This is a genomic window from Haloarcula sp. CBA1129, from assembly GCF_008729015.1.
Lineage (GTDB): Archaea > Halobacteriota > Halobacteria > Halobacteriales > Haloarculaceae > Haloarcula.
Window position 1 is genome coordinate 2,443,214 of the sequence record NZ_RKSM01000001.1, and the last position, 21,084, is coordinate 2,464,297.

The 21,084-nt window shown below is 64.1% G+C and carries 22 protein-coding genes; 12 read left to right on the plus strand and 10 right to left on the minus strand.

From position 1 onward, the window contains the following. The first annotated feature begins 53 nt into the window (after nt 1-53). The 5 genes from Har1129_RS12325 to cofG all read left to right on the plus strand — a co-directional run bounded on the left by Har1129_RS12325 (nt 54) and on the right by cofG (nt 4,788). Nucleotides 54-953 (plus strand): complex I NDUFA9 subunit family protein, encoded by a 900-nt coding sequence (locus Har1129_RS12325; protein ID WP_151100926.1) that lies wholly within the window; start codon nt 54-56, stop codon nt 951-953. Nucleotides 954-1,089: 136 nt separating this feature from the next. Beyond that, the gene (locus Har1129_RS12330; protein ID WP_005536054.1) at nt 1,090-2,271 is read left to right on the plus strand and encodes a tubulin/FtsZ family protein; all 1,182 of its coding nucleotides are present in this window, start codon (nt 1,090-1,092) and stop codon (nt 2,269-2,271) included. Then, nucleotides 2,249-3,025, plus strand: coding sequence for a hypothetical protein (locus Har1129_RS12335; RefSeq protein WP_151100927.1), 777 nt, complete (start codon nt 2,249-2,251; stop codon nt 3,023-3,025). The genes Har1129_RS12330 and Har1129_RS12335 overlap by 23 nt, the downstream gene beginning before the upstream one ends. Then, nucleotides 3,025-3,648 (plus strand): 2-phospho-L-lactate guanylyltransferase, encoded by a 624-nt coding sequence (cofC, locus tag Har1129_RS12340; RefSeq protein WP_151100928.1) that lies wholly within the window; start codon nt 3,025-3,027, stop codon nt 3,646-3,648. Before Har1129_RS12335 ends, cofC begins: the two co-directional genes overlap by 1 nt. Before the next feature lie 33 nt (nt 3,649-3,681). Then, nucleotides 3,682-4,788, plus strand: a complete 1,107-nt coding sequence (cofG, locus tag Har1129_RS12345) for a 7,8-didemethyl-8-hydroxy-5-deazariboflavin synthase subunit CofG (protein ID WP_151100929.1) — start codon at nt 3,682-3,684, stop codon at nt 4,786-4,788. A 202-nt stretch (nt 4,789-4,990) separates the two neighbouring features. Here cofG and cofH read toward each other — a convergent pair whose 3' ends face one another. Both cofH and Har1129_RS12355 read right to left on the minus strand, forming a co-directional pair. Next, entirely contained in the window at nt 4,991-6,343 is a 1,353-nt protein-coding gene (gene cofH, locus Har1129_RS12350; RefSeq protein WP_151100930.1) for a 7,8-didemethyl-8-hydroxy-5-deazariboflavin synthase subunit CofH, read from the minus strand. A 100-nt stretch (nt 6,344-6,443) separates the two neighbouring features. After that, complete coding sequence (locus Har1129_RS12355) at nt 6,444-7,460, minus strand: sodium:calcium antiporter (RefSeq protein ID WP_151100931.1); 1,017 nt, start codon at nt 7,458-7,460, stop codon at nt 6,444-6,446. Nucleotides 7,461-7,549: 89 nt separating this feature from the next. Between Har1129_RS12355 and Har1129_RS12360 the strand changes: the two genes are divergently transcribed. Continuing rightward, on the plus strand, nt 7,550-8,584 hold the full coding sequence (locus Har1129_RS12360) for a phosphoribosylaminoimidazolesuccinocarboxamide synthase (RefSeq protein WP_151100932.1): 1,035 nt from the start codon (nt 7,550-7,552) through the stop codon (nt 8,582-8,584). 23 nt (nt 8,585-8,607) lie between these two features. Here the strand turns inward: Har1129_RS12360 and Har1129_RS12365 are convergent, their stop codons facing one another. Next, nucleotides 8,608-9,591, minus strand: a complete 984-nt coding sequence (locus Har1129_RS12365) for a formyltetrahydrofolate deformylase (protein WP_151100933.1) — start codon at nt 9,589-9,591, stop codon at nt 8,608-8,610. Between the two features lie 120 nt (nt 9,592-9,711). On the opposite strand from Har1129_RS12365, the gene Har1129_RS12370 reads away from it, so the two are divergent. Genes Har1129_RS12370 through purQ form a run of 4 tightly spaced genes read left to right on the plus strand, consistent with a single transcriptional unit; the run spans nt 9,712 to nt 12,288 of the window. Further along, complete coding sequence (locus Har1129_RS12370) at nt 9,712-10,587, plus strand: GAF domain-containing protein (protein ID WP_151100934.1); 876 nt, start codon at nt 9,712-9,714, stop codon at nt 10,585-10,587. Then, the gene (locus Har1129_RS12375; RefSeq protein WP_151100935.1) at nt 10,587-11,252 is read left to right on the plus strand and encodes a hypothetical protein; all 666 of its coding nucleotides are present in this window, start codon (nt 10,587-10,589) and stop codon (nt 11,250-11,252) included. The genes Har1129_RS12370 and Har1129_RS12375 overlap by 1 nt, the downstream gene beginning before the upstream one ends. Nucleotides 11,253-11,303: 51 nt before the next feature. Next, a complete protein-coding gene (gene purS, locus Har1129_RS12380) occupies nt 11,304-11,558 on the plus strand; it encodes a phosphoribosylformylglycinamidine synthase subunit PurS (protein ID WP_151100936.1) in 255 nt (84 codons plus the stop codon). A gap of 52 nt (nt 11,559-11,610) precedes the next feature. Further along, complete coding sequence (gene purQ / locus Har1129_RS12385) at nt 11,611-12,288, plus strand: phosphoribosylformylglycinamidine synthase I (RefSeq protein ID WP_151100937.1); 678 nt, start codon at nt 11,611-11,613, stop codon at nt 12,286-12,288. A 193-nt stretch (nt 12,289-12,481) separates the two neighbouring features. Here purQ and Har1129_RS12390 read toward each other — a convergent pair whose 3' ends face one another. The 3 genes from Har1129_RS12390 to Har1129_RS12400 are packed head-to-tail and all read right to left on the minus strand — an operon-like array spanning nt 12,482 to nt 15,047. Further along, on the minus strand, nt 12,482-13,297 hold the full coding sequence (locus tag Har1129_RS12390) for a phosphate ABC transporter ATP-binding protein (protein WP_151100938.1): 816 nt from the start codon (nt 13,295-13,297) through the stop codon (nt 12,482-12,484). Beyond that, nucleotides 13,294-13,998, minus strand: coding sequence for an ABC transporter permease (locus Har1129_RS12395; protein ID WP_151100939.1), 705 nt, complete (start codon nt 13,996-13,998; stop codon nt 13,294-13,296). Before Har1129_RS12395 ends, Har1129_RS12390 begins: the two co-directional genes overlap by 4 nt. A 5-nt stretch (nt 13,999-14,003) precedes the next feature. Further along, the gene (locus tag Har1129_RS12400) at nt 14,004-15,047 is read right to left on the minus strand and encodes a substrate-binding domain-containing protein (protein ID WP_151100940.1); all 1,044 of its coding nucleotides are present in this window, start codon (nt 15,045-15,047) and stop codon (nt 14,004-14,006) included. A gap of 119 nt (nt 15,048-15,166) precedes the next feature. Between Har1129_RS12400 and Har1129_RS12405 the strand changes: the two genes are divergently transcribed. Next, complete coding sequence (locus Har1129_RS12405; protein ID WP_151100941.1) at nt 15,167-15,895, plus strand: TOBE domain-containing protein; 729 nt, start codon at nt 15,167-15,169, stop codon at nt 15,893-15,895. Between the two features lie 29 nt (nt 15,896-15,924). Here the strand turns inward: Har1129_RS12405 and Har1129_RS20615 are convergent, their stop codons facing one another. The 4 genes from Har1129_RS20615 to arcS form a co-directional block, all read right to left on the minus strand. Beyond that, nucleotides 15,925-16,086, minus strand: coding sequence for a hypothetical protein (locus Har1129_RS20615; protein WP_191906163.1), 162 nt, complete (start codon nt 16,084-16,086; stop codon nt 15,925-15,927). A 76-nt stretch (nt 16,087-16,162) separates the two neighbouring features. Then, complete coding sequence (locus Har1129_RS12410; RefSeq protein ID WP_151100942.1) at nt 16,163-17,239, minus strand: archaeosine biosynthesis radical SAM protein RaSEA; 1,077 nt, start codon at nt 17,237-17,239, stop codon at nt 16,163-16,165. Nucleotides 17,240-17,277: 38 nt separating this feature from the next. Further along, the gene (locus tag Har1129_RS12415) at nt 17,278-17,685 is read right to left on the minus strand and encodes a VanZ family protein (RefSeq protein ID WP_151100943.1); all 408 of its coding nucleotides are present in this window, start codon (nt 17,683-17,685) and stop codon (nt 17,278-17,280) included. An 80-nt stretch (nt 17,686-17,765) separates the two neighbouring features. Then, entirely contained in the window at nt 17,766-19,553 is a 1,788-nt protein-coding gene (gene arcS, locus Har1129_RS12420; RefSeq protein WP_151100944.1) for an archaeosine synthase subunit alpha, read from the minus strand. Nucleotides 19,554-19,902: 349 nt separating this feature from the next. Between arcS and Har1129_RS12425 the strand changes: the two genes are divergently transcribed. Next, nucleotides 19,903-21,048: an alginate lyase family protein gene (locus Har1129_RS12425; RefSeq protein ID WP_191906197.1), complete on the plus strand. Its 1,146-nt coding sequence runs from the start codon at nt 19,903-19,905 to the stop codon at nt 21,046-21,048. Nucleotides 21,049-21,084 lie beyond the last annotated feature (36 nt).

Here is a 21,084-nt window from a genome sequence, read left to right on the forward strand (position 1 = left end):
TCGGTGCCGAAAACACGCCCACCTTTACGGGTCTACCGCCCGTACTGGAGCCTATGGATGTACTTGTCGTCGGCGGGACTGGATTCATCGGACAGCACCTGTGCCGCGAACTCGACGACCGGGGACACACCGTCACTGCGCTCTCCCGGTCGCCGGGCGACGCGACGCTTCCCGACGGCGTCGAGACCGTCGCCGGGGATGTCACAGAGTACGACAGCATCGAGAGCGCGTTCGCTGGGCAGGACGCTGTGTATTATCTTGTCGCACTGTCGCCCCTGTTCAAGCCGGACGGCGGCGATGAGATGCACGAGCGGATCCATCTCGGTGGGACCGAAAACAGCGTGCAAGCCGCAGAGGAACACGGAGTCGAGCGGTTCGTCCAGCTGAGTGCGCTGGGTGCGGACCCCGACGGAGACACGCATTACATCCGGTCGAAGGGCCGGGCCGAGCAGGTCGTTACGGAGTCCTCGCTAGACTGGACCATCTTCCGCCCGTCGGTCGTCTTCGGCGAGGGCGGGGAGTTCGTCTCCTTCACGAAGCGCCTCAAAGGGATGTTCGCGCCGGGCGTCCCGCTGTATCCGCTCCCCGGCGGCGGCAAACAGACGAAATTCCAGCCGATCTGGGTCGGCGACCTCGTGCCGATGCTCGTCGACAGTATCGAATCCGAGGAGCACGTCGGCGAGGCCTACGAGATCGGCGGGCCGGAAGTACTGACGCTCAGAGACGTGACCAATCAGGTCTACGATGCCGAGAAGTCATCCGTAAGCATCGTTCCCCTCCCGATGCCGCTAGCGAAGGTTGGACTCTCTGTGCTGGGGAGCGTCGGGTTCCCGATGGGTGCCGACCAGTACCGGTCACTGAAGTTCGACAACACGCCGGCGACGAACGAGATCGGCGCGTTTGGCGTCAGTAGTGGCTCTTTAACGACGCTCAGCGGGTACCTCCGCGGATAAGCGCCGACAGTAGCCACCCCCTAGAGAAGTCGCATTAGATAATATTAGTTTTCAAGACTTACTTTCAGGGCTGAGATCCGGGCAAAACACTTATACTCGCCATCGCTCTTTGACCCTTTAAGCGGAGAACTATATAATGAAACTGGCGATGATCGGCTTCGGGCAGGCCGGTGGCAAAATTGTGGACAAATTCCTCGAGTACGACAAGGAAACCGGCTCGGGAATCGTCCGCTCGGCTGTTGCAGTCAATACAGCGAAAGCAGACCTGCTTGGGCTAGAACACATTCCGGAGGAGAATCGAGTGCTCATTGGTCAGGCCCGCGTCAAGGGCCACGGCGTGGGGGCGGACAACGAACTCGGCGCGGAAATCGCCGAAGAGGACATCGACGAGGTTCAGGGAGCGATTGACAACATCCCTGTCCACGAAGTCGACGCCTTCCTGATCGTCGCCGGGCTCGGCGGCGGGACGGGGTCGGGCGGGTCGCCGGTCGTCGCGAAACACCTCAAGCGCATCTACACCGAGCCGGTGTACGGTCTGGGCGTCCTGCCGGGCAGCGACGAGGGTGGCATCTACACCCTCAACGCCGCCCGTTCGTTCCAGACGTTCGTGCGCGAGGTGGACAACCTCATGGTGTTTGACAACGACGCATGGCGACAGACCGGCGAGTCCGTCGAGGGCGGCTACGACCACATCAACGAGGAGATCGTCCGGCGCTTCGGCGTGCTGTTCGGGGCCGGCGAGATCGAGGCCGGCGACAACGTCGCAGAGAGCGTCGTCGACTCCTCCGAGATCATCAACACGCTCGACGGCGGCGGCGTCTCCACCGTCGGCTACGCCTCCGAGGATGTGGAAGTCTCGTCGGGCGGCGGCGGCCTGCTCTCGCGGTTCAAGGGCGACGACTCGTCTGACGACGGGATGGATACGGCAAACACGACGAACCGGATCACATCGCTCGTCCGGAAAGCCGCGCTCGGCCGACTGACACTCCCCTGTGAGATCGAAGGTGCAGAGCGTGCCTTGCTCGTGATGGCCGGGCCGCCAGAGCACCTGAACCGGAAAGGGATAGAACGCGGCCGGAAGTGGCTTGAGGAGCAAACCGGTTCGATGGAGGTCCGCGGTGGCGACTATCCGACCAACGCCCCGAAGGTGGCCGCATCCATCCTGCTGGCTGGCGTCCACAACGTTCCGCGGATCAAGGAACTCCAGCAGGTCGCCATCGAGGCGCAGGACAACATCGACGATATCCGTAACCAAAGCGAAGATAACTTAGAGGACTTGGTCGAAGACGACGAAGATGAACTTGATCCGCTGTTCTAACAAGACCGCCGCACTCCTCTGTGTTGTCGCGCTACTCGCGACTGCCGGCACAGCGAGTGCGTTCTCTGTCTCTGCCGAAGGCGTCCCGACCGAGACGGCTGTCGACGAAGAGGTATCGGTGACGTACACGATAGACGACCCGTTCACCGACGCGCCGAACGAATGGACGCTCGCCGGATCGACCGAATTCAACGACGTTAGCTGGACGGTTACTGTGTTGCGTGCGGGTAACCAGGTAAGTCAGGAAACCTACGGCGACCAGTCCTTCGAACAGGATCTGGAAATCGACAACAACGGTGACCAAGTTCGCGTCGAACTCGTCGGCACGGCACCGGCGATCTCCAACTACACGTACGACCCGGCACAGAACTATCAGGTCGCCTCCCTCAGTCGAATCAGCGGGAGCAACGAGAACGAGTTCCGCAACGATACCGCCCACCATTACACCGAGGAGAGTCAGTCAGCCAGACAGGCAATCGACGACGCACAGGCTGCAATCGACGCGGCTGGTGGAAACGAAAACGCCGAGGAGCTGGTCAGTAGCGCCATCTCCTCCTACGAAAACGGGAACTTCCAGAACGCCCAAGACCTCGCCGGGCAGGCCGAGAGTAAGGCACAACAGGCCCAGCAGAGCGCCCAGACCCAGCGAACGCTCCTGCTGGTCGGCGGTGGACTCATCGTCCTCCTGTTGCTGGTCGGTGGCGGCTACTACGCGTACACCCAGATGAGTGAGGACGAGTACTCCAAGCTGTAATGCGTCTCGTCGTCCCCGTCTCGGGGTCTACCCCTAAAACACGACTTGCATCCGTTCTATCTCCCGACGAGCGCCGTGATTTTACCGAAGCGATGCTCGCAGACGTCGTCGACGCGGTGACAGCGGTGGGGTACGAACCCGAGGTTATCTCAACAGCACCACTCGACTGTGCTGTGCCAGTCACTGTCGACGACCGCGGACTTGACGCGCTCGTCAACGACTTGCTCGCGTCGACAGTGACTGACGGCGAACGAGCGCTTGCTGTCGTGATGGCCGACCTCCCGCTCGTGACTCGCGAGAGCATCGAGCGACTGCTCGGCCCCAGTGACGACGTGGTGCTGGCCCCGGGCTTGGGCGGCGGGACGAACGCCTTCGTCTGTCGTCACCCCGATTTCAGGGTGGACTACCACGGCGCGTCGATACGCGACCACCGGCGAATCGCCAAGGATGTCGGAGCCAGCGTGACCGAAGTCGACTCCCGGCGGCTCGCGACCGATATCGACGAACCGGGCGACCTCGCGGAGGTGCTGTTACACAGCGACGGCGCGGCCGCGGACTGGCTCGCTGACGCCGGTTTCAGTCTGTCGCTCACAGACGGCCGTGTCACCGCACACCGCGAGTGAAGGTTTTTGTCTGTGGGGTGCACACCCCGGGACGTGATACCCGGCACGGACGCGCATGACATCGCTATCGAGATTCCGGACGCCGATATCGAGCGGGTGCTATCGGTGATGCCCGAAGACGTCGAGGCCGCGTCGGCGCTGTCCTATTGCCGGAACGTGTTCCTGCCGCTGACGACCGCCTGCCGGTACACTTGCACGTACTGCACGTACTACGACCCGCCGGGGCAGGCGGAGCTGATGGACCGCGAGGAGATACGGGAGACCTGCCGCCGCGGGGCCGACGCCGGCTGTACCGAGGCACTGTTTACCTTCGGCGACGATCCGGATGACCGGTACACCGCTGTCCACGACCAGCTCGCCCAGTGGGGCCACGACTCCATCCACGAATACCTCCGGGAGGCCTGTGAAATCGCGCTAGAGGAGGGGTTGCTGCCACACGCCAACCCCGGCGACCAGACGCGCGAACAGATGGCCCACGTCGCCGACCTGAACGCCTCGATGGGCGTCATGCTGGAGACGACCACGGAGGTCCAAGCCCACGGTGGCCCACGGGCGAAAAGCCCCGGCCAGCGTCTCAACACGCTCCGTGTGGCCGGCGAGCTCGGTGTTCCGTTCACGACGGGCATCCTCGTCGGCATCGGTGAGGACTGGTACCACCGGGCCGAGAGCCTGCTTGCTATCCGTGAGATGCACGAGCGATACGGACACATTCAGGAGGTCATCGTCCAGCCAGTTGTCGAGAACGAGCGCTGGCAGGGAGGCTCCCCCGACTTGGCGACGATGCGCCGGGTGACGGCAATGGCGCGCTCGGCGCTTCCCGAGGAAGTGTCAGTACAGGTCCCCCCGAACCTCGCGCCCGCCCGTGACCTGACAGACTGCGGCATCGACGATTTGGGCGGCGTCTCACCGGTCACGGTTGACCACATCAACCCCGAGTACGAGTGGCCCGCGCTGCAGGAACTGACAGCCGTCGCCGAGGCTGCCGAGGTTCCCCTGACGGAGCGGTTGCCGGTCTACGACCGTTTCATTGACGACGGTTGGCTCTCGGAGCCCATCGAGGCAGCTATCGGGGCCGAGGACGACGCCGGCGAGCGGTTCCGGTCGATACTGGACCGGGGCGTGAATCCAGTTGCGCTGTGACACCCGAGCGAAGTCTCTGTCCATACACAGCCATCAGGGCCAGAGCGGATACTGGACACCAATCACCTAGTCACCTAGGCTGTAGCTACACATATGCTGGCGCACCAATACATATCATGCTTGGGCGTGCCTCTGACAGCAGTTCTAGGCAGAATACTCTACCACGTCGGCCACGGCCAGTGCCCAGCCGTGGTCCACTAATTCATCTGAGTAATGGCGTTCCGTCAGCCTGCGGCCCGAGTTGCGGACCGAGCACGTCGGCGTCGGGGTCGATAATGCGGCGCTGTTCGTAGTCCGTCGACCGCTCGACCGGCGTCCGACCGATAGCGGAGATCATGTCGGCGTACTCCTGAAACGACCGGAACTCGCCGTAGTCGCCGCCAGCGCGTTTGGTGATTTCCTCTGAGAGGATGGTCCCCATGAAGTCGTCCGCACCGCAGGTGAGCATTTTCAGTCCCTGTGTGTCGCCGTATTTGACCCACGAGGCCTGAATATGGTCGATGTTGTCGAGGAAGAGCCGGGAGACGGCAATCAGCAGTTCGTCCTCGTCGACCGTCGCACCGCCATCGACCATCCCACGCTCGTACAGCGGCGTCTCCTCGTGAACGAACGAGAGCGGGACGAACTCCGTAATCGCGCCGGTTCGGTCCTGCAGGTCCCGGATACGCTTCAGGTGCAGCGCGCGGTGGCGTTCGTTCTCGACGTGGCCGTACATCATCGTCGAGGTCATATCGAGACCGACCGTCGCAGCCGCCTCCATCGCTTCGAGCCACTCATCAGTCCCGATCTTGCCCGGACAGATGACATCCCGAACCTCGTCGACAAGGATTTCGGCCGCCGTGCCGGGGACGCTGTCGAGGCCGGCGTCTTTCAGTCGACTGAAGACCTCCTCGTAGGACCAGTCGGTGCCGCGACGGGCATGATAGGCCTCCTCCGGCGTCATCGAGTGGAGGTGGACGCCGCCGACGTTCATCGCCCGAATCTGCTCACAGTAGGTGGCCGGGTCTTTCTCGTACTCCTCGGGCGAGCGGTAGTTCAGGTCGCCGCGGTCGCTCGTCTCCAGTATCTCCCTGTGTTCATCGTCCAGCGCAAGCGCGGGATGGAGCCCCGACACCGAACAGACCTCGTAGATACCGCGGTCGAGTGCGTCCCGCACGATTTCTCGGGACTCACTCGGCGTCTTCGTGAAGCCGCCGTGGTCCTCCTGATAGTCGCTCCGGAACTGCTCGGAGCGGTCCTTGAAGTTACAGAACAGACAGCCAGTGTTGCAGGCCGTCGTGACGTTGTTGTTGAGGTTCGCGACGAAGGTGACTTCGTCGCCGACGACCTCGGCTCGGCGTCGGTCGGCCGCTTCGAGCACCTGCTCTTTCCGGCAGTGGTCGATGCCGTCCCGGTCGGTGCCCGTCGTGAAGAGTTCGACTGCGTCGTCGACCGTCAGTCGCGTCCCGTTTCTCGCCTTGGCGAGCGCGTTCTCGAACGACTGGTCAGTCGTCGGACGGTGCTCGAACTCGACGGAGCCGTCCGGAGTACCGACGGTCTCTGGGACGTCCGGCATTGCTGGACAGGAGGGAAAGAACGGTCAAAAACGTATGGGTACGCACATGGTCCACAAGGTCGACAGGTCCCCGTGTTCCGGGGCGCAAGCGAGCGCTGGGTCAGGTCGGCAACACGCCACCGATCCAGCCCGCAGTCTCGACGATAATCCAGACGACGAAAACCGCGTAGGCGACGAGTAGCGCATACGATTCTGGCTCGGTTAATACGAGGTCAGTCCGGAGAACAGTAAACAGGAGTATCGTCGCCCCGGTCAGGACGCCAAACATCGGCACAGCCATCGCGAAGTCGACGGTCCACGCGCCGGCGATAAGAACGCCAAGCGGGATGGCGACGAGCAGGTCGAAGGTGTTCGAACCGAGGACGTTCGCAAGCGACGTGACCCCGCGGTCGTCGCGGGCCGCCCTGACGCTGACGAGCGTGTCAGGGAGACTCGTCGCCGCCGCGAGAATCGTCGCGCCGAGCAAAAACTCTTGAACACCGGCGGCCCGGCCGATGACCTTGACGGCGTGGACCAGATTCTCTACTGCGATAAGAATGACAGCCAGACCCAGCAGGAGGAAGAGCCACTGTCGCCCGACCGAGATTCCGGCGGTCCAGTCTTCCCCCGGGTCGTGGTCGGCCGTGTCCTGATACTGGATGAAGACGTACAGCCCGTATAGCGCGAGCGGAATCGCCGCCAGCGGCCGGGTGATGACGCCCGTGAGCGTCGCCTCGCCGGGGTAGTAGATGACCGCAAGCGCCATCGTGATGAGCAGGACTGAGACGGCGAGCATATAGAACTGCGCCTCCTTGTAGACGAGCGTCCGACTCGATTCGAGTTCGTCGTCCGTGGCGATGCCCGCGACTGCGGGGATGATGAGGATATTGAAGATCGCCGAACCGACGATTGCGCCGACGCCAAGCGGCATCGACCCGCCGAGCGCCGCGACGACGACAGTTGCGACCTCCGGGAAGCTTGACCCGACAGCGACGATGATCGCCCCCTGAACGACGTCGGGCAGGCCATAGTACGTCGCAAGCCGCTCGCTCGAAGACTCAAGCCAGTCGCTCCCTTTCCAGATCGCTGCCGTCGCGATGACGATGATCGCAACTTCGACCAACAGACTGGAAACCATCAGACGGTCAGTCGACAGCCCGACAGAAAACGTTGCCTTCCGAGCGCGAGTGAGAAACGTCTTTGTCCCCGACGCGAAAGGCGGGCACAATGACGAGCGTCAAGGAATTCCGCGTGGACGAACCGGCGACAGCCGAGGAACTCGGCCGCGGCGCGTTCGTGTTCACGGACGACTACTCCGTGTTCGACTGGGGCAAGATGCCCGATCAAATCCCCGACAAGGGCGCGTCGCTGTGTACGATGGGCGCGTACAACTTCCAGTTGCTGGAGGAAAACCACGTCCCGACACACTACGAGGGTGTCAGGCTCCCAGACAGCGACGAGGTGGTAGACCTCGGTGAGGCGCTGTCGGCCGACGCCGCCCCCGAGGAGATGGTCATCGAACTCACGCAGGTCCCGGACCTGCCCTTCGAGAGCGGGCGCTACGATTACGACGCCTACCACGCCGATGCGGGTGAGAACTACCTCATTCCACTCGAAATCGTCTTCCGGAACCGCGTCGGCGTCGGGTCGTCGCTGCGGTCCCGAACTGACCCCGCCGACCACGGACTCGACTACGACACTTGGCCCGAGGAGGTCGTCGATCTCGACGAGCCAATCGTCGAGTTCTCGACGAAATACGAGGAGCAGGACCGGTATCTCGACCGGGAGGCAGCCGACCGCATCGCCGGGACGGCTGACATCGGTCGGCTGGAGGAACTGGCTCGCGCAGTGAATCACATTGTCACCGAACAGGCCGCGGAGGCCGACCTCGTCCACGAGGACGGGAAAATCGAGTGTCTGTACTACGACGGTGAGATTCGCGTTGCCGACGTGGTCGGTACGTTCGACGAGAACCGCTTCTCCTACGAGGGGCAGCAGGTCAGCAAAGAGGTCATCCGCCAGTACCACAAGCGTACTCAGCCCGAATGGGTCGAGGCCGTGAGCGAGGCCAAACAGCGGGCCGACGAGGAAGGCGTCGCCGACTGGAAATCCCTCTGTGTGGAGTCCCCCACGCCGCTCGATGACGACGTAATTCAGATCGCGCGGGATCTCTACTGTGCCGGCACGAACGCATACGTCGGCGGCGACGTGTTCGACGCGCCGTCATTCGCCGAGGCCGTCAGCGCCGCCAGCGAACTCTGAGAGCAGTAAAAGACAGCGATTTTTCAGTCGTCAGCTTCTATCTCACCGTCGTCTTCGGCGACGAACTCGCCGAGGCCGTCGATAGGACGGTCAGGGTTCAGCTGGTCGAGTTTCTCCGGCGCGCCGAGCTGGGCCGAGCTTTCCTCGGGGTCCCGCAGTTTCGTCCGGCCGCGGTGGACGTTCACTTCGTCGTTGAGATGGAGCTTGATGGCCTCTATGAGCGCTTCGGCTTCCAGCGGCTGGCCGATCTGCTGGAGCTCTTCTTCGGTGGCGTCGTCCGGGACGTTGAACGCCCGCTGGGTGATAATCGGCCCTTGGTCCAGATCTGTCGTCACGTAGTGGGCGGTGACCCCGGCAATACGGACGCCCTCCTCGATGGCCTGCATGTACGCCGACGCGCCGGGGAAGGCGGGCAGCAGGCTCGGGTGGACGTTGATGATGCGGCTCTCGTAGCGGAAGACGACATCCGGCGAGAGGATGCGCATGTAGCGCGCCAGCGCGATGAGGTCGGCGTCGTACTGTGCGAGCAGGTCGAGCAGTTGGTCCTCGTCCGGCGTCCCTTTCTCGTCGCCGATGTCGTGGAACGGGACGTCGTATTTCGCCGCCAGCGGTTCGAGGTCGTCGTGGTTCCCGATGACCACCTCGATGTCGGCCCCGAGGTCACCGTTGGCCCACGCTTCGAACAGGGCCTCCAGACAGTGTGACTCCTTCGTGACGAGGACGGCAATGGTCTGTGTCTCACGGTCAGACGGGAACCGAACCTGTACGTCGACGCCGAGGTCATCGCCGAGTTCGGTGAGGTCCTCGCGGAGTTTCTCCTCCGTCGTCACCATCTCGGAGGTGTCGACGCGCATGGTCATCCGGAAGACCCCCTCCCGGACGGCCTGATCGAGGTCCTCGATGTTGATGCTGCGCTCGAACAGGAGCGAGGTCACTTCGGCGATGAGGCCCGTATCGTCCTCACCGACGACCGTAATTTCAGTCAGACCGCGCGTCACGATACCCACCTCCGGACAGCGTCGTGATTCATTTGACCCAGAGTCGGCAGTCCCACGTCAAAAGCCTTCGTTTTCCACCTAGCATGGACACCAACGCTTTGTGTATCCGTCCACGTATATACGGCCGTGATGAGTGATTCGCCGACCGTTCTCTGTGCCCAGTCGGACACTGGCGAGCGTGGGGAGACGGTCGACGCGCTTGCCGACGCCGGACTCGCGGTCAAAGAGGTCGGGTCCGTCGATACGCTAGATGCGGCGCTTGACCGGTCGGTTGACTGCGTTGTGACGGCGTTTGACTTCGAGGACGGAGACGGGTTCGACGTAGTAGATGCGGTCCGTGAGGTGAATCCGGACTGTGTGGTTATCCTCTATACTGAACATGCACCCTCGGACCTTCCGCGCGGCGGCCCCGAACAGGTCGTCGAGTACGTACCGCGAACGGTTCCGGAGTCACAGGAGCGGGTCGCTGATGTCGCCGCCATGGCTGCCGCCGAGGTAACGCAGGCGGCCTATCCCGTTCCGGAGACCGAGACGGAGCGGCTAGCCGCTGTCCAGCGATACGACGTCGACCGATTGGCAGCAATCGACACGTTCGACCGACTGACGGCGCTCATGACCAGCCACTTCGACATCGACGTGGCCTTTGTCGGCCTCATGGACGAACACGAGGAGCGATTTCTGGCGTGTGAGGGGGCCAACTGGCGGACACTCTCTCGCGAGGACACCATCTGTACCCACACGATTCTCTCAGACGAGACGATGGTCGTCGAGGACACTCACGAGGACCCCCGTTTCGCTAACGTCGACGCGCTGAAGCGACTCGATATCAGGTCCTACGCAGGCGTCAGACTCACCGACGAAGCGGGGAACGCAATCGGTGCGGTCTGTTGTACCGACGGCGAGCCACGGCGCTACACACAGGCGGAACTAGACGACCTCCGGCGATTCGCTGACGAGGTCGAGGAACAACTGCTGTTGCGGCGACGGCTTCAGGGGGATCCCTGATGTCGCAGCGACGGGACGGACGATACACGTTCGACGGACTGCCGCTGAATCCGGTCGATCCGGGAACGAGTCTGCTCGTGACCGGGCCGGTTCTGAGCGGCGCGCGGGAGATGGGACTGCGACTGCTCTGTAGCGCTGATGCCGACGGCGGGACCGTCCTCGTCTCGACGGACAGCGATGCGGCAACGATGCTAGAGGACTTCGAGCGGCACGGCGGCGTGCTCGACCGCGAGCGGGTCCGCGTCATCGACTGCGCACAGGAGAGCGGCGACCTGCCGGACGACAGCGTCTCTGGGGTCAGCACGCCGGCGGACCTGACCGGCATCGGTATCGAGTACTCCGGCCACTACGAATCGACGTACGCCAGCGGCTACACACGGGTTCGGACGGGCATCATCACGCTGACGCCGCTACTCGTCTACAGCGACGACGTCAGGGCGGTGTACCGGTTCCTCAACACCATCACCGGCCGGGTCGGAACCGCCGACGGCCTCGGTATCTGCGTGCTTGACCCGAACGCTCACGAGGAGCAGGTCGTCGAAAGCGTGGCACAGTTCTTCGATGGGCGGGTCGACGTTCGCGCCGACGCGGGCGACCTTGACCTCCGTGTGGACGGTCTCCGCGACCAGCCGACCGAGTGGACGCCAGTCAGCGCCGGGACCTGACCTGCCGGGAGAACACAAGCGTTTTCTCCGCTGCCCGCACGCTTGCCAGTAATGACTGCCTTTACCGCGACCGTCACCGTCCGACTCAAACGGGGCGTTCTCGACCCCGAGGCCGAGACGACACAGCGCTCTCTGGAACGCCTCGGTTTCGACCTGAATGACCTCCGCTCGGCAGACGTGTTCGAACTCGACCTCGACGCCGACAGCGCCGAGGACGCGGCCGAACGCGCCGAGGAGATGGCCGAACGGCTCTTGGCGAACCCCACGATTCACGACTACGACATCGAGGTGACCGAAGCAGAATGACCATCGTCTCAAAACTGACGTCGATGGTCTGTTCCCACACGGGGTGGTCAGTGTGACCATCGCCGTCATCCAGTTCGGCGGCTCGAACTGCGACCGCGACTCGGTGCAGGCCCTGTCGTCGCTCGATTTCGACGCCGAACTCGTCTGGCACGAGGACGGCCTCCCCGAGGATGTCGACGGGGTCGTTCTCCCCGGCGGCTTCTCCTACGGCGATTACCTCCGTGCCGGCGCGATGGCCGCCCGCTCGCCCATCATGGCCGAAATCCGCGAGGCCGCGAGCGAGGGCACGCCGGTGCTTGGCATCTGTAACGGCGCACAGATCGGCTGCGAGTCGTCGCTGACCCCCGGCGCGTTCACGACCAACGAGAGCGCCCGGTTCCAGTGCGAACACGTTCACCTGCGCGTCGAGAACGCCGACACGCCTTGGACCAGCCAGTACGAAGAAGGCGAAGTCGTCGAACTGCCCATCGCCCACGGCGAGGGTCGCTACGAGATATCCGACGACCGCCTAGACGAACTCGAAGCCGAGGACCGAATCCTGTTCAAGTACTGTGACGAGGACGGCGAGATCACGCCGGAGGCGAACCCGAACGGCTCGAAACACAGCGTGGCCGGCGTTACCGGCGAGGACGACCACATCGCCGTCATGATGCCCCATCCCGAGCGGGCGACGCTTTCTGATCTGGGCCGGACCGACGGGCAGGGCGTGCTCAAGGGCTTCGCAGAATAACACCGGCAGTTTTGGTTCATTGCGGTGGTTTCACTGGAGAATGGAACTGGACGCGTAGCCGCACCGCTATGGAATTTGTTTCAAAGGGGAAGGGACCAGCGGAGCGTGTGACATAGTCCGGCGGTCCCTAATACGACTTTGTGGGTCAGGCCGTATAAGCGCACGCCTACCGGAGTGTAAGTGAAATACGCAGTTATGGGTCGGCTGTCGGCGACTGTGGCGCACGCGACCCGCCCCGGTCACCGACGAGCAGTTCGCCGTCGAGGAACCGTGCGGTCCGGGCGTCGGTGGGGTTCTCGAACAGCTGTTCGGGCGGGCCGGTCTCGACCAGTTCGCCGTCGTGGAGGAAGGCTATGCGGTCTGAGATTCGCTTCGCCTGGTGCATGTCGTGGGTGGCGACGACGACGCCGACGCCGCGGTCCCGCGCTCGCTCGATTGCGTTTTCGAGCAGTGCCGTGTTGTGCGGGTCGAGGTTCGATGTTGGCTCGTCTAGGAGCATGACCGCCGGGTCGACGGCGAGTGCCCGCGCGAACGCGACCCGTTGGGCCTCGCCGCCGGACAGCGAGAGCGCGTTCTGGTCGACCGCATCCGCGAGCCCGACCGTTTCGAGCGCGGACAGAACGGTGTCGGCAGGCCGTGACGAGCCGAAAAGTTCGCGAAGCCCCCGGTGGAGTCGGGCCTGCCAAGGCTCCCTGACCCGCAGGCCGTAGGAGACGTTCCGATGGACGGGCGCGTTGAACAGGCTCGGTTCCTGAAACACCATACTCACCTGCCGGCGGACGCCCAGCCGCTCGTCGTCGGCCATCGCCCAGATGTCGCGGCCGTCCCACGCCACCGTTCCGGCGTCGGGTCGGCGGAAGGTCGCAAGCAGGCGCAGCAGCGTCGTCTTGCCGGTGCCGGATGGGCCGACGACGGTGACGACTTCCCCCGGCTCGACCGCAAGCGAGACAGTCCGGAGGACAGTTGCGTCGCCGAATCCAGCGTTTACCTCGGTCACGGAGAGCGTCATACCGAGCGCTCACCCCGGCCCTGGTTCCGGAGCCACGACCCGAGTCCGTTGACGATGAGAACGAGCGCGAGGAGTATTACGCCGAGAACCAGACCGACCTCGTAGCGGCCCTGTCGTGCCTCGACGGTTATCGCGGTCGTCAGCGTCCGGGTGTAGGACTGGCCGTCGCTGTAGACGATGTTGCCGCCGACGATGAGTATTGACCCGACCTCGCTAATGGCCCGGCCGAACCCGGCGAGAATCGCGGTGATAATGCCGAAGCGAGCCTCCTTGATGACCGCCAGCCCTACGTCGACCTTGGTGCCGCCCATCGCATAGGCCGCGTCGCGGACCGACTGGTCGACGCCTTCGACCGCCGAGAGGCTGACACTCAACAGGACCGGCGTCGCGAGAACGAACTGGGAGAGTATCATCGCCCGCGGGGTAAACGCGAGGTCAAGGCTCCCCAGCGGCCCGCTGTTGGACAGGAGAATCAGGACGAGTAGCCCGACGACGACACTCGGAAACCCCATGCCGGTGTTGACGACGGCCGTGACCAGCCGCTTCCCGCGGAAATCGGTGAAGCCGATACCCAGCGCGACGGGCAGGCTGAACAGCGTGCTCAGTCCGACGGCGGTGAGGCTGACGTACAGCGAGACGACGACGATGCTCACGACGTACGTCCAGCCGCCGTCCGGGAGCTGTGCTTGCAGTGGAATCATCGGTGTCAGTAGTCCGCCGGTACTCGCTTGTCGACCCAGTACAGGAACTCCCTGTCACGTGGTGAGAGGCTGCTGGCTTGCTGTGCCGTGTACCCCTGCGGGACGTACTGTCCGAAGTTCGGCTCCTCGGCGATGGCGTTCGGGAAGAACAGCTGCGAGCCATTGGCGGTGTAGTCGGTGATCATCGACTGCCCGGTCGGACTCGTCAGGAAGCCGATGTAGGCCATCGCCGCCTCGTAGTTCACGTCGTCGTATTTCGCGGGGTTGACCGCCATCACGCCGTAGGGGTTCTTGAGGATGACCGGGCCGCCTTGCAACGGCCCCTGAACGTGAATCACGAGCTCGATCTCGTTTTGCATCGAGAGATATGTCCCACGGTCGGCGAGCGTGTACGCGCCGGTCTGACTCGCCTGCACGAGCGTATCGCCCATCCCTTTGCCGACGGCGCGGTACCACTCGCCGCTGGGGTCCGTGCCGGCCTCGTCCCAGATGAGCAGTTCCTTCTTGTTCGTCCCGGAGTCGTCGCCTCGCGAGACGAACGTCGACCCGCTTTCGGCGATGGTCGTGAAGACGTCGGTGGCGCTGTCCATCCCGTTGATGCCCGCCGGATCGCCGTCCGGCCCGACGATGACGAAGTCGTTGAACATCACATCCCGGCGGTTGACGCCGAACCCGTCCTGCATGAACTTGTCCTCGGCGTTGCGCGCGTGAACGAGGATCACGTCGGCGTCGCCGTCCCGTGCTGTCCGGAGACTCGCGCCGGTCCCCTTCGGGATGGTCTTCATCGTTACGCCGTAGTTCTCCTCGAACACGGGATGAAGCGCGTCGAGAAGGCCCGTGTCGTAGGTGCTTGTCGTCGTGGCAAGCACTAGTTCGCCGTCGCCGATCTGGCCCGAACCGGCCTGTGCCCCACCGGACTGTCCGTCCGCCTCGCCACCGCTCTGTGTCGCCGTTGAGCCACTGGGATCGCTCTCGCCAGCACAGCCAGCGAGTCCAACCACTGAGGCAGCGCCCAGTGATGCGAGGAACCGTCGTCGTTGCATCGACATGGACATAACGACGGTAGCCGGGTTCTTAATTGTTGATGGTGATGTCTGTCACACTGGCGTGGGATGGGTGGCAGTCCACGCGCGGCAACGCCTTTGTGAGGGCACGGTCATGTGGCAGTATGGACGCGACCGCAGACGTCGAAGTGCAACTGGGGCAGGGCGACGTGGCGCTGACCGCCCGCGACCGGACGCTCCTGCAAGCGGTCGCCGCCCACGGGTCGCTGAACAGCGCCGCCGATGCGCTCGGGCGGTCCTACGCCCACGCCCAGCGCCGAATCGTCGAACTGGAGGACGCCTTCGGCCCGCTGGTCGACCGCAGTCGCGGCGGCAGCGGTGGCGGCGGCAGCGAACTCACTGACACTGCTGAGCAGTTGCTGGCCCGCTTTCAGCGGCTGCAAGCCGAGTTCGACGGCGTCGCCACGGCAGCGGAGACAGTCCTCCGAGGGACTGTTGTTGACCGCGACGGGGAACTGGCGACCGTCGAGACGTCGCCGGGGACAGTCCGGGCCATCGTCGACACCAAGGCGAGCCCCGGCGACGCGGTGGAGGTCGGCATCCGCGCAGACACGGTGACGCTGAATGCACCACCCGAGGCTCCGGAGCCGACGGGGACGAGCGCACGGAACCGGTTCGCGGGCACCGTCGCGAATGTCGATGAAGGGACATCTATCGCGCTCGTCTCACTGGCTGTCGAGCCAGACACGACGCTGTCTGCACTCGTGACCGACACAAGCCTTGACAAACTCGATATTACAGTGGGCGCAGACCTCGTCGCGTCGTTCAAGGCGACAGCAACCGTCGGCGTTCTCCCCGCTATCGAGCACCCGGAGCGAGACGAGCCGTCGTAAACGATAGAAAACTGTGTCCGTCAGCAGCCTCAGATGCCCCAGTTAGACGGCAGCAGGTCAGACTGGCAGGCACTGCAGGCAACCATCCCGTCGTCGTCGATACACTGTCGCTGTTCACCGCACAGGTCACATTCGGTGACCGTCCCGCGTGTATTGAAACTGCGCCTGTCCTTGTCACCGTTCGGGGTCATATCGAACAGTATTATGCGCGAAAGACGGATAAACGTTGGTCGACAGGCCGTCACACGGTTTCTGCGGGTCGCGGACCTATCGAGCGAGCGGGAGTGAGTAGCTCCGCTCGCGTTCGATGACGGCGTCCCACGTCGCTTCGCACTCGCAACTCACCTGCTCGAACACCGACGGGTCCTGTCGCAGGTCGAAGTCCTTGATGGCACGCTGAACTTTGTCGTCGCACTCGCCGCAGTTGTGCGGGCCGCGGTCGCTGCCGTGGCCGACCGGGTCCGAAACGACGATGACATCCTCGTCAGCGGTCGATTCCAGCACGTCGGCGACCGACCAGAGCCACGGCGGGCGGTAGCCGCCGTCGTGGTACAGTTCCTCGACCATCGTGTAGCGCTGGACGTTACAGGGGTTCATCGAGACGGTGTGACAGCCCTCAACGGCCGCACAGCGTCGCACCGACCGCTTCATATCTTCGACGGCCTCGGCTTCAGAGAGGAAGGGTGGCTTCATCAGTAGATACGCCTTGACACCCGCACCGGCCGCCTGTGCCGCCTCGGAGGCGGCCTCGAAGTCGGCGAAGTGGAAGTACTTGTTCACGCAGTCGTGGCGCACGCGGTCAGTCGCCGTCTCCAGACCGACGGCTACGTCGGTTTCCAGCCCCACATCGACGAAGTCGCCGACCGTCTCCTCGTCGACGAAATCGGGCAGCGACTCGACGACGATGCGCTCGCGGTCGGCGAAGGTTTCGGCGATAGCCTGACGCGTTTCCGCCGGGACCTCACGCTCGTCGAGGAAGCTCCCGGAGGTGTAGATCTTGATGAGGCCGCTCTTGTCGTCGCTGTTCTCCGCCTCGTGGTCCAGACAGTGCTGGATCTGGGCCATGAGGTCCTCGTGGGCGACGCTGCCGCCCTCGACGCTCTCGGCGACGTAGCCACACATCGTACAGCCGCCGGCGCGGGCCCACCGGCAGCCGCCGGTGTTCAGGATGATAGTCAGGCTCTGATACACGCCGTCTGGCGTGTTGTCCTCGTCGAGCCACACGCGGGTCGGCTCGCGAGGGTCGTAGGTCGAGTCGTTGCGCGACCGGATGTCACGCATCACGGAGTTGTGGGCGTCCATGCCCTTGCCCTCCTCGTAGACCTCGGGACTGGGCTTGCTCATTGGGGCGAGGTAGCCGATGAGCGCGTAAAGCCGCTTCGTTACTGCCGGGACGGTGGATCGACTCGGTCCGAAAGCGCGCCGAAGCGGTGGGCCACGATCCACACCAGCCCGGCCAGAACTGCCCCGACCGCGTTGGCCACGAAGTCGGCGCCGCTCACACCGCGTGATGGGACGAGTCCCTGCAGCAGTTCAACCCCGGCCCCGTAGCAGATGGACACTGCTACGAGTGCTACAACCGTGCTCACATCACGGGCCTGTCGGCCCCACGCAAGCAGTGCCGCCAGCGTGCCGTAACTCGCCGCATGAACCCACTTATCCAGCGCGAAACCGAGGAACGCGGGGACCTGCTCGCCTGCCCCTTCGGGAATCGGGAGAAGTGAGGTGACGAGTAGCAGCAGCGAAAACCCGACTGCGGGCAGATAGTGGCGGAATCCCGACCGGTCCATACTGGCAGTTCTTCCGTTCGGCAGATAAGTCGGACGGTCAGATGGCGTACGGTCTACTCCGGTGACCGGCGGAAATGGTCCTACTGCTCGTCGACGTGGCGCATCTGGACAGCGATGCCCCGTGTCGAGGACTGCATCTCCGGGCCGCTCATCTGGGCGCGGCCGACGCCGAAGGCCGCATCGCCCCGAATCACTACATCGTCGCCGACCCGGATGTCGTCGCTGGCGTCTGTAATCCCCGGCGCAAGCACCGAGCCGTGGGGCACGAACGGTTCGATTTCGACGGTCTTGGTCGGCACGTCGCTCTCGACCCAGCGGCGCGCCCCGGCAGTGGTCAGCGAGAGGACGCCGTACTGCTGGGCCAGTGCCGCCAGTTGCTCCCCGTCGGCGTCGTCAGCTCGCAGTTGCGGATACCGACCCTGCGTCGAGAGGTCGTCGAACAGTTCGTCGCCCGCACCCGCCCCGAACTGGTAGTCCGCGACAGCGCGGATGGTGTTGTGTTCGCGTTCGCGCTTCGGATACCGGTCCCAGCCCTCCAGTTCGGCGGCGAGGTTGCCCAGCGAGTCCGCCGTCGTCGGGTGGTCGGTGACGGTGTAGGTGAACTCCCGGCCCAGCGACTCGGCCACCCGCTCGCAGATGTCGCGGTAACCTTCGCCGGGTACGTGGGCGATAATCTCCGGGTAGTCGGTGCCTTCTAAATAGCGTTCGAGCACGCGGCTGACGAATTCGATTTCGGTGGCGGTCCAGTTGCCCGTCACCACGGAGTCGTAGTGCTGGGCGGGGTAGGTGAGTTCGAGTTCCTGTGGGACGACGCCGATAGGCGAGGTCATCGAGACGACGTGGGCGCGCCACTTGATGGCGTCGTGGTACTGCTTGTGGCTCTGGGAGTCGCTGTATGGTTTCCGCGCCGAGCACGGGACTAACACGAGCGGGCGGTCGTCGAAGCGCGGCACGTAGCGGTCAGTGACACGTTCGGCGAAGCGCTGGATTTCGACGCGACGCAGCGAGTCGTCGCTGGCCGCTGAGAGGTCGGCCCGCCGGATGAGTGGCGTCCGCTCTTCTAGATAGCTGTACTGCTGGTCCAGTTGCCGGAAGGTTGCGGTGAGCCAGTTGTCCTGTCGGGCCTGTCCCTCGACGTAGTCTCGAAGGCGGCCGTCACGGATGCGGCGACGGACCCGCCGGAGTTCCGCGGCGAGCGCGTTGACGTTGTGTTCGACGCAGTCCTCACGGTCGAACGCCTCGCGTGGCTGCTGGCAGGCCGGACAGGCACACGGCAGCTCGTCGAGGTCTTCGAGGAAGTACGCCTCATCGGTCGTGAGATATCGGCCCTCGGTCCCACGGATGACGGCGCGGTCGGGGTCCACGAGGTCGACGCCGGCGTAGACGAGCGTCGCGACGTTGCGCGGCGTGGCAACACCCGGGAGATAGAGCGCGGTGTCAGCGGGAACGGCCTCCCGGACGGTCGTGACAGCATCGACGAACGCCGACGCGTGGCCGACGTAGCCGGGCGCGCCGGCCAGCACGTAGGCGTCGCTGCCGTGGTCGGTCGCGGTATCGGGCGAGACGACGGCCGCGCTCGGGAAGCCAACGTCGGGATAGTCGACCGCGAAGGCCCCCTCGACTTCGTCCGGCGTGCCAGCGGGGAGTCCGCGATGTGGCAGGACGGTGAGTCGCGAGTCGTCGCCCTCAGGGTCGTCCTGTGGCGTCGGCCAGCGGCTTCCGGCGTCGTCGAGGACGTGCCGGCAGTCGCCTGGTGTCTCTGTGTCCACGTCGTCGACCAGCGCCGGCGTCGGCACGGAGTCGGCGAGGCGCAACTCACCCACTCGCGCGGCGCTGTCGCGCTCGTGGATCTCGAAGTAGTCGGTCATGCAATGGCGTCAGCCACGCGCGACCAACTATCTTGCCTTTAGCGCCGGCGACGGGTCCACTTCCCTGAGCTGTCGTCCGTGCCAGTCCGACCTGCGTCCGTCTCCCGAAAGTGGGTGCTGTCCACCGATTAACTACATCCTAACTAACCCTGTCGAGGGCGATGGACTGTCCGTGCAGCGACAGACACGACGAGACGTGTTGCTCGCCCTCTCTGGGACAGCCGTAGCGCTGGGAGGCTGTTCGACCGACCTCTCTTCAGGGGAGTCGGGCGCGAAAGCCGCGACACATGAGACAGACCCGACACCGACAGCACGGCCATCCGAGTCACCAAAGGAAAGCGGGGCCGCGATGTTCGTCCACCTCGACACACTGGCCGCGATACAGTCCCGCGTCGAGAACGGCGACAGCCCGTGGACGGAAGCCTACGAAGCTTTCATCGACGACGTTCGTGACGCGATGGCAGCGGATCCCGAGAGTGTCACGGACAACGGCGACGGCCACGAGTTCAAAACGAAAGGCCCCGAGAACCCCGCGGCGCGCAAGGACTACGTCGCCGCCATCAGAACCGGGGACCGGATCCGCGACCTCGGCCTCGCGTACCAGTACAGCAGCGATGACCGGTACGCCGAGAAAGCCGTCGAACTGTTGGATCACTGGTTCCTCAACGCGGAGACTCGGATGGCTCCCGTGAAAACAAACAGCATCGAACAGTTCATTACGCTCCCGAAAATGTGGTGGGGCGCGGAACTCGTTCGCGGCCACGATGCGTGGAACGACGACAGCGTCGGTACGGAGGCCGACCTGCAGGCGTGGGTCAAGACGTTCCTAGACGACGTTGGCCATGGCATTCCGACCGAGATGGGCCAGCAGAACATCTTCAACTGGAAGGAGATGACCCATGCCGCCGGCTCAGTGTATCTCCGGGAGTGGGACCGCTTCCGTGATGCCATGCAGCGGAACCGTCAAGACGGCTTCAACCAACTCCGAGAGGACGGCCTGCTGGAAAACGAGATCGTTCGCGCGTCGAGCCTCGCATACTCGCTGTACGCGGCAAAAGCACTGGTCACCGCCGCGGAACTCAGCCGACTCTACGCCGACAAGCTCGACGGCCCCACACTGTACGAGTACCAGAAGTTCGACGGTGACAGGGGTGCAATCGAACGTATTCTCGACGCCCACGCGCCATACGTGGCTGACCCAGAAGCCTGGGAAGCGATGGGTGAGGGAGATCCGGACCGGTTCGTCAACAGTGACGGCTTCCCCGCCAGAAAGCAGGAAGCTGCGTCCTCGTTGTACGAGGTTGCCTATTCGTATTACGAGAAGGACACGTACCTGAAGACGCTCAAACAGAGCGGACGGCCGGTGAAGAACGTCCCGACGTACGTCTCGGCCCAGCAGGCGGCGATCGACGACCCCGACCGACCGCATCGGGACGAGCGCATCCTCGGCTGGACGACGTTCACGCACGGCGAGCGGTTCCGGCTTGACCTGTAGCGGGGCAGGCAAGCACCGTCCCTGAATGAGTAGCCA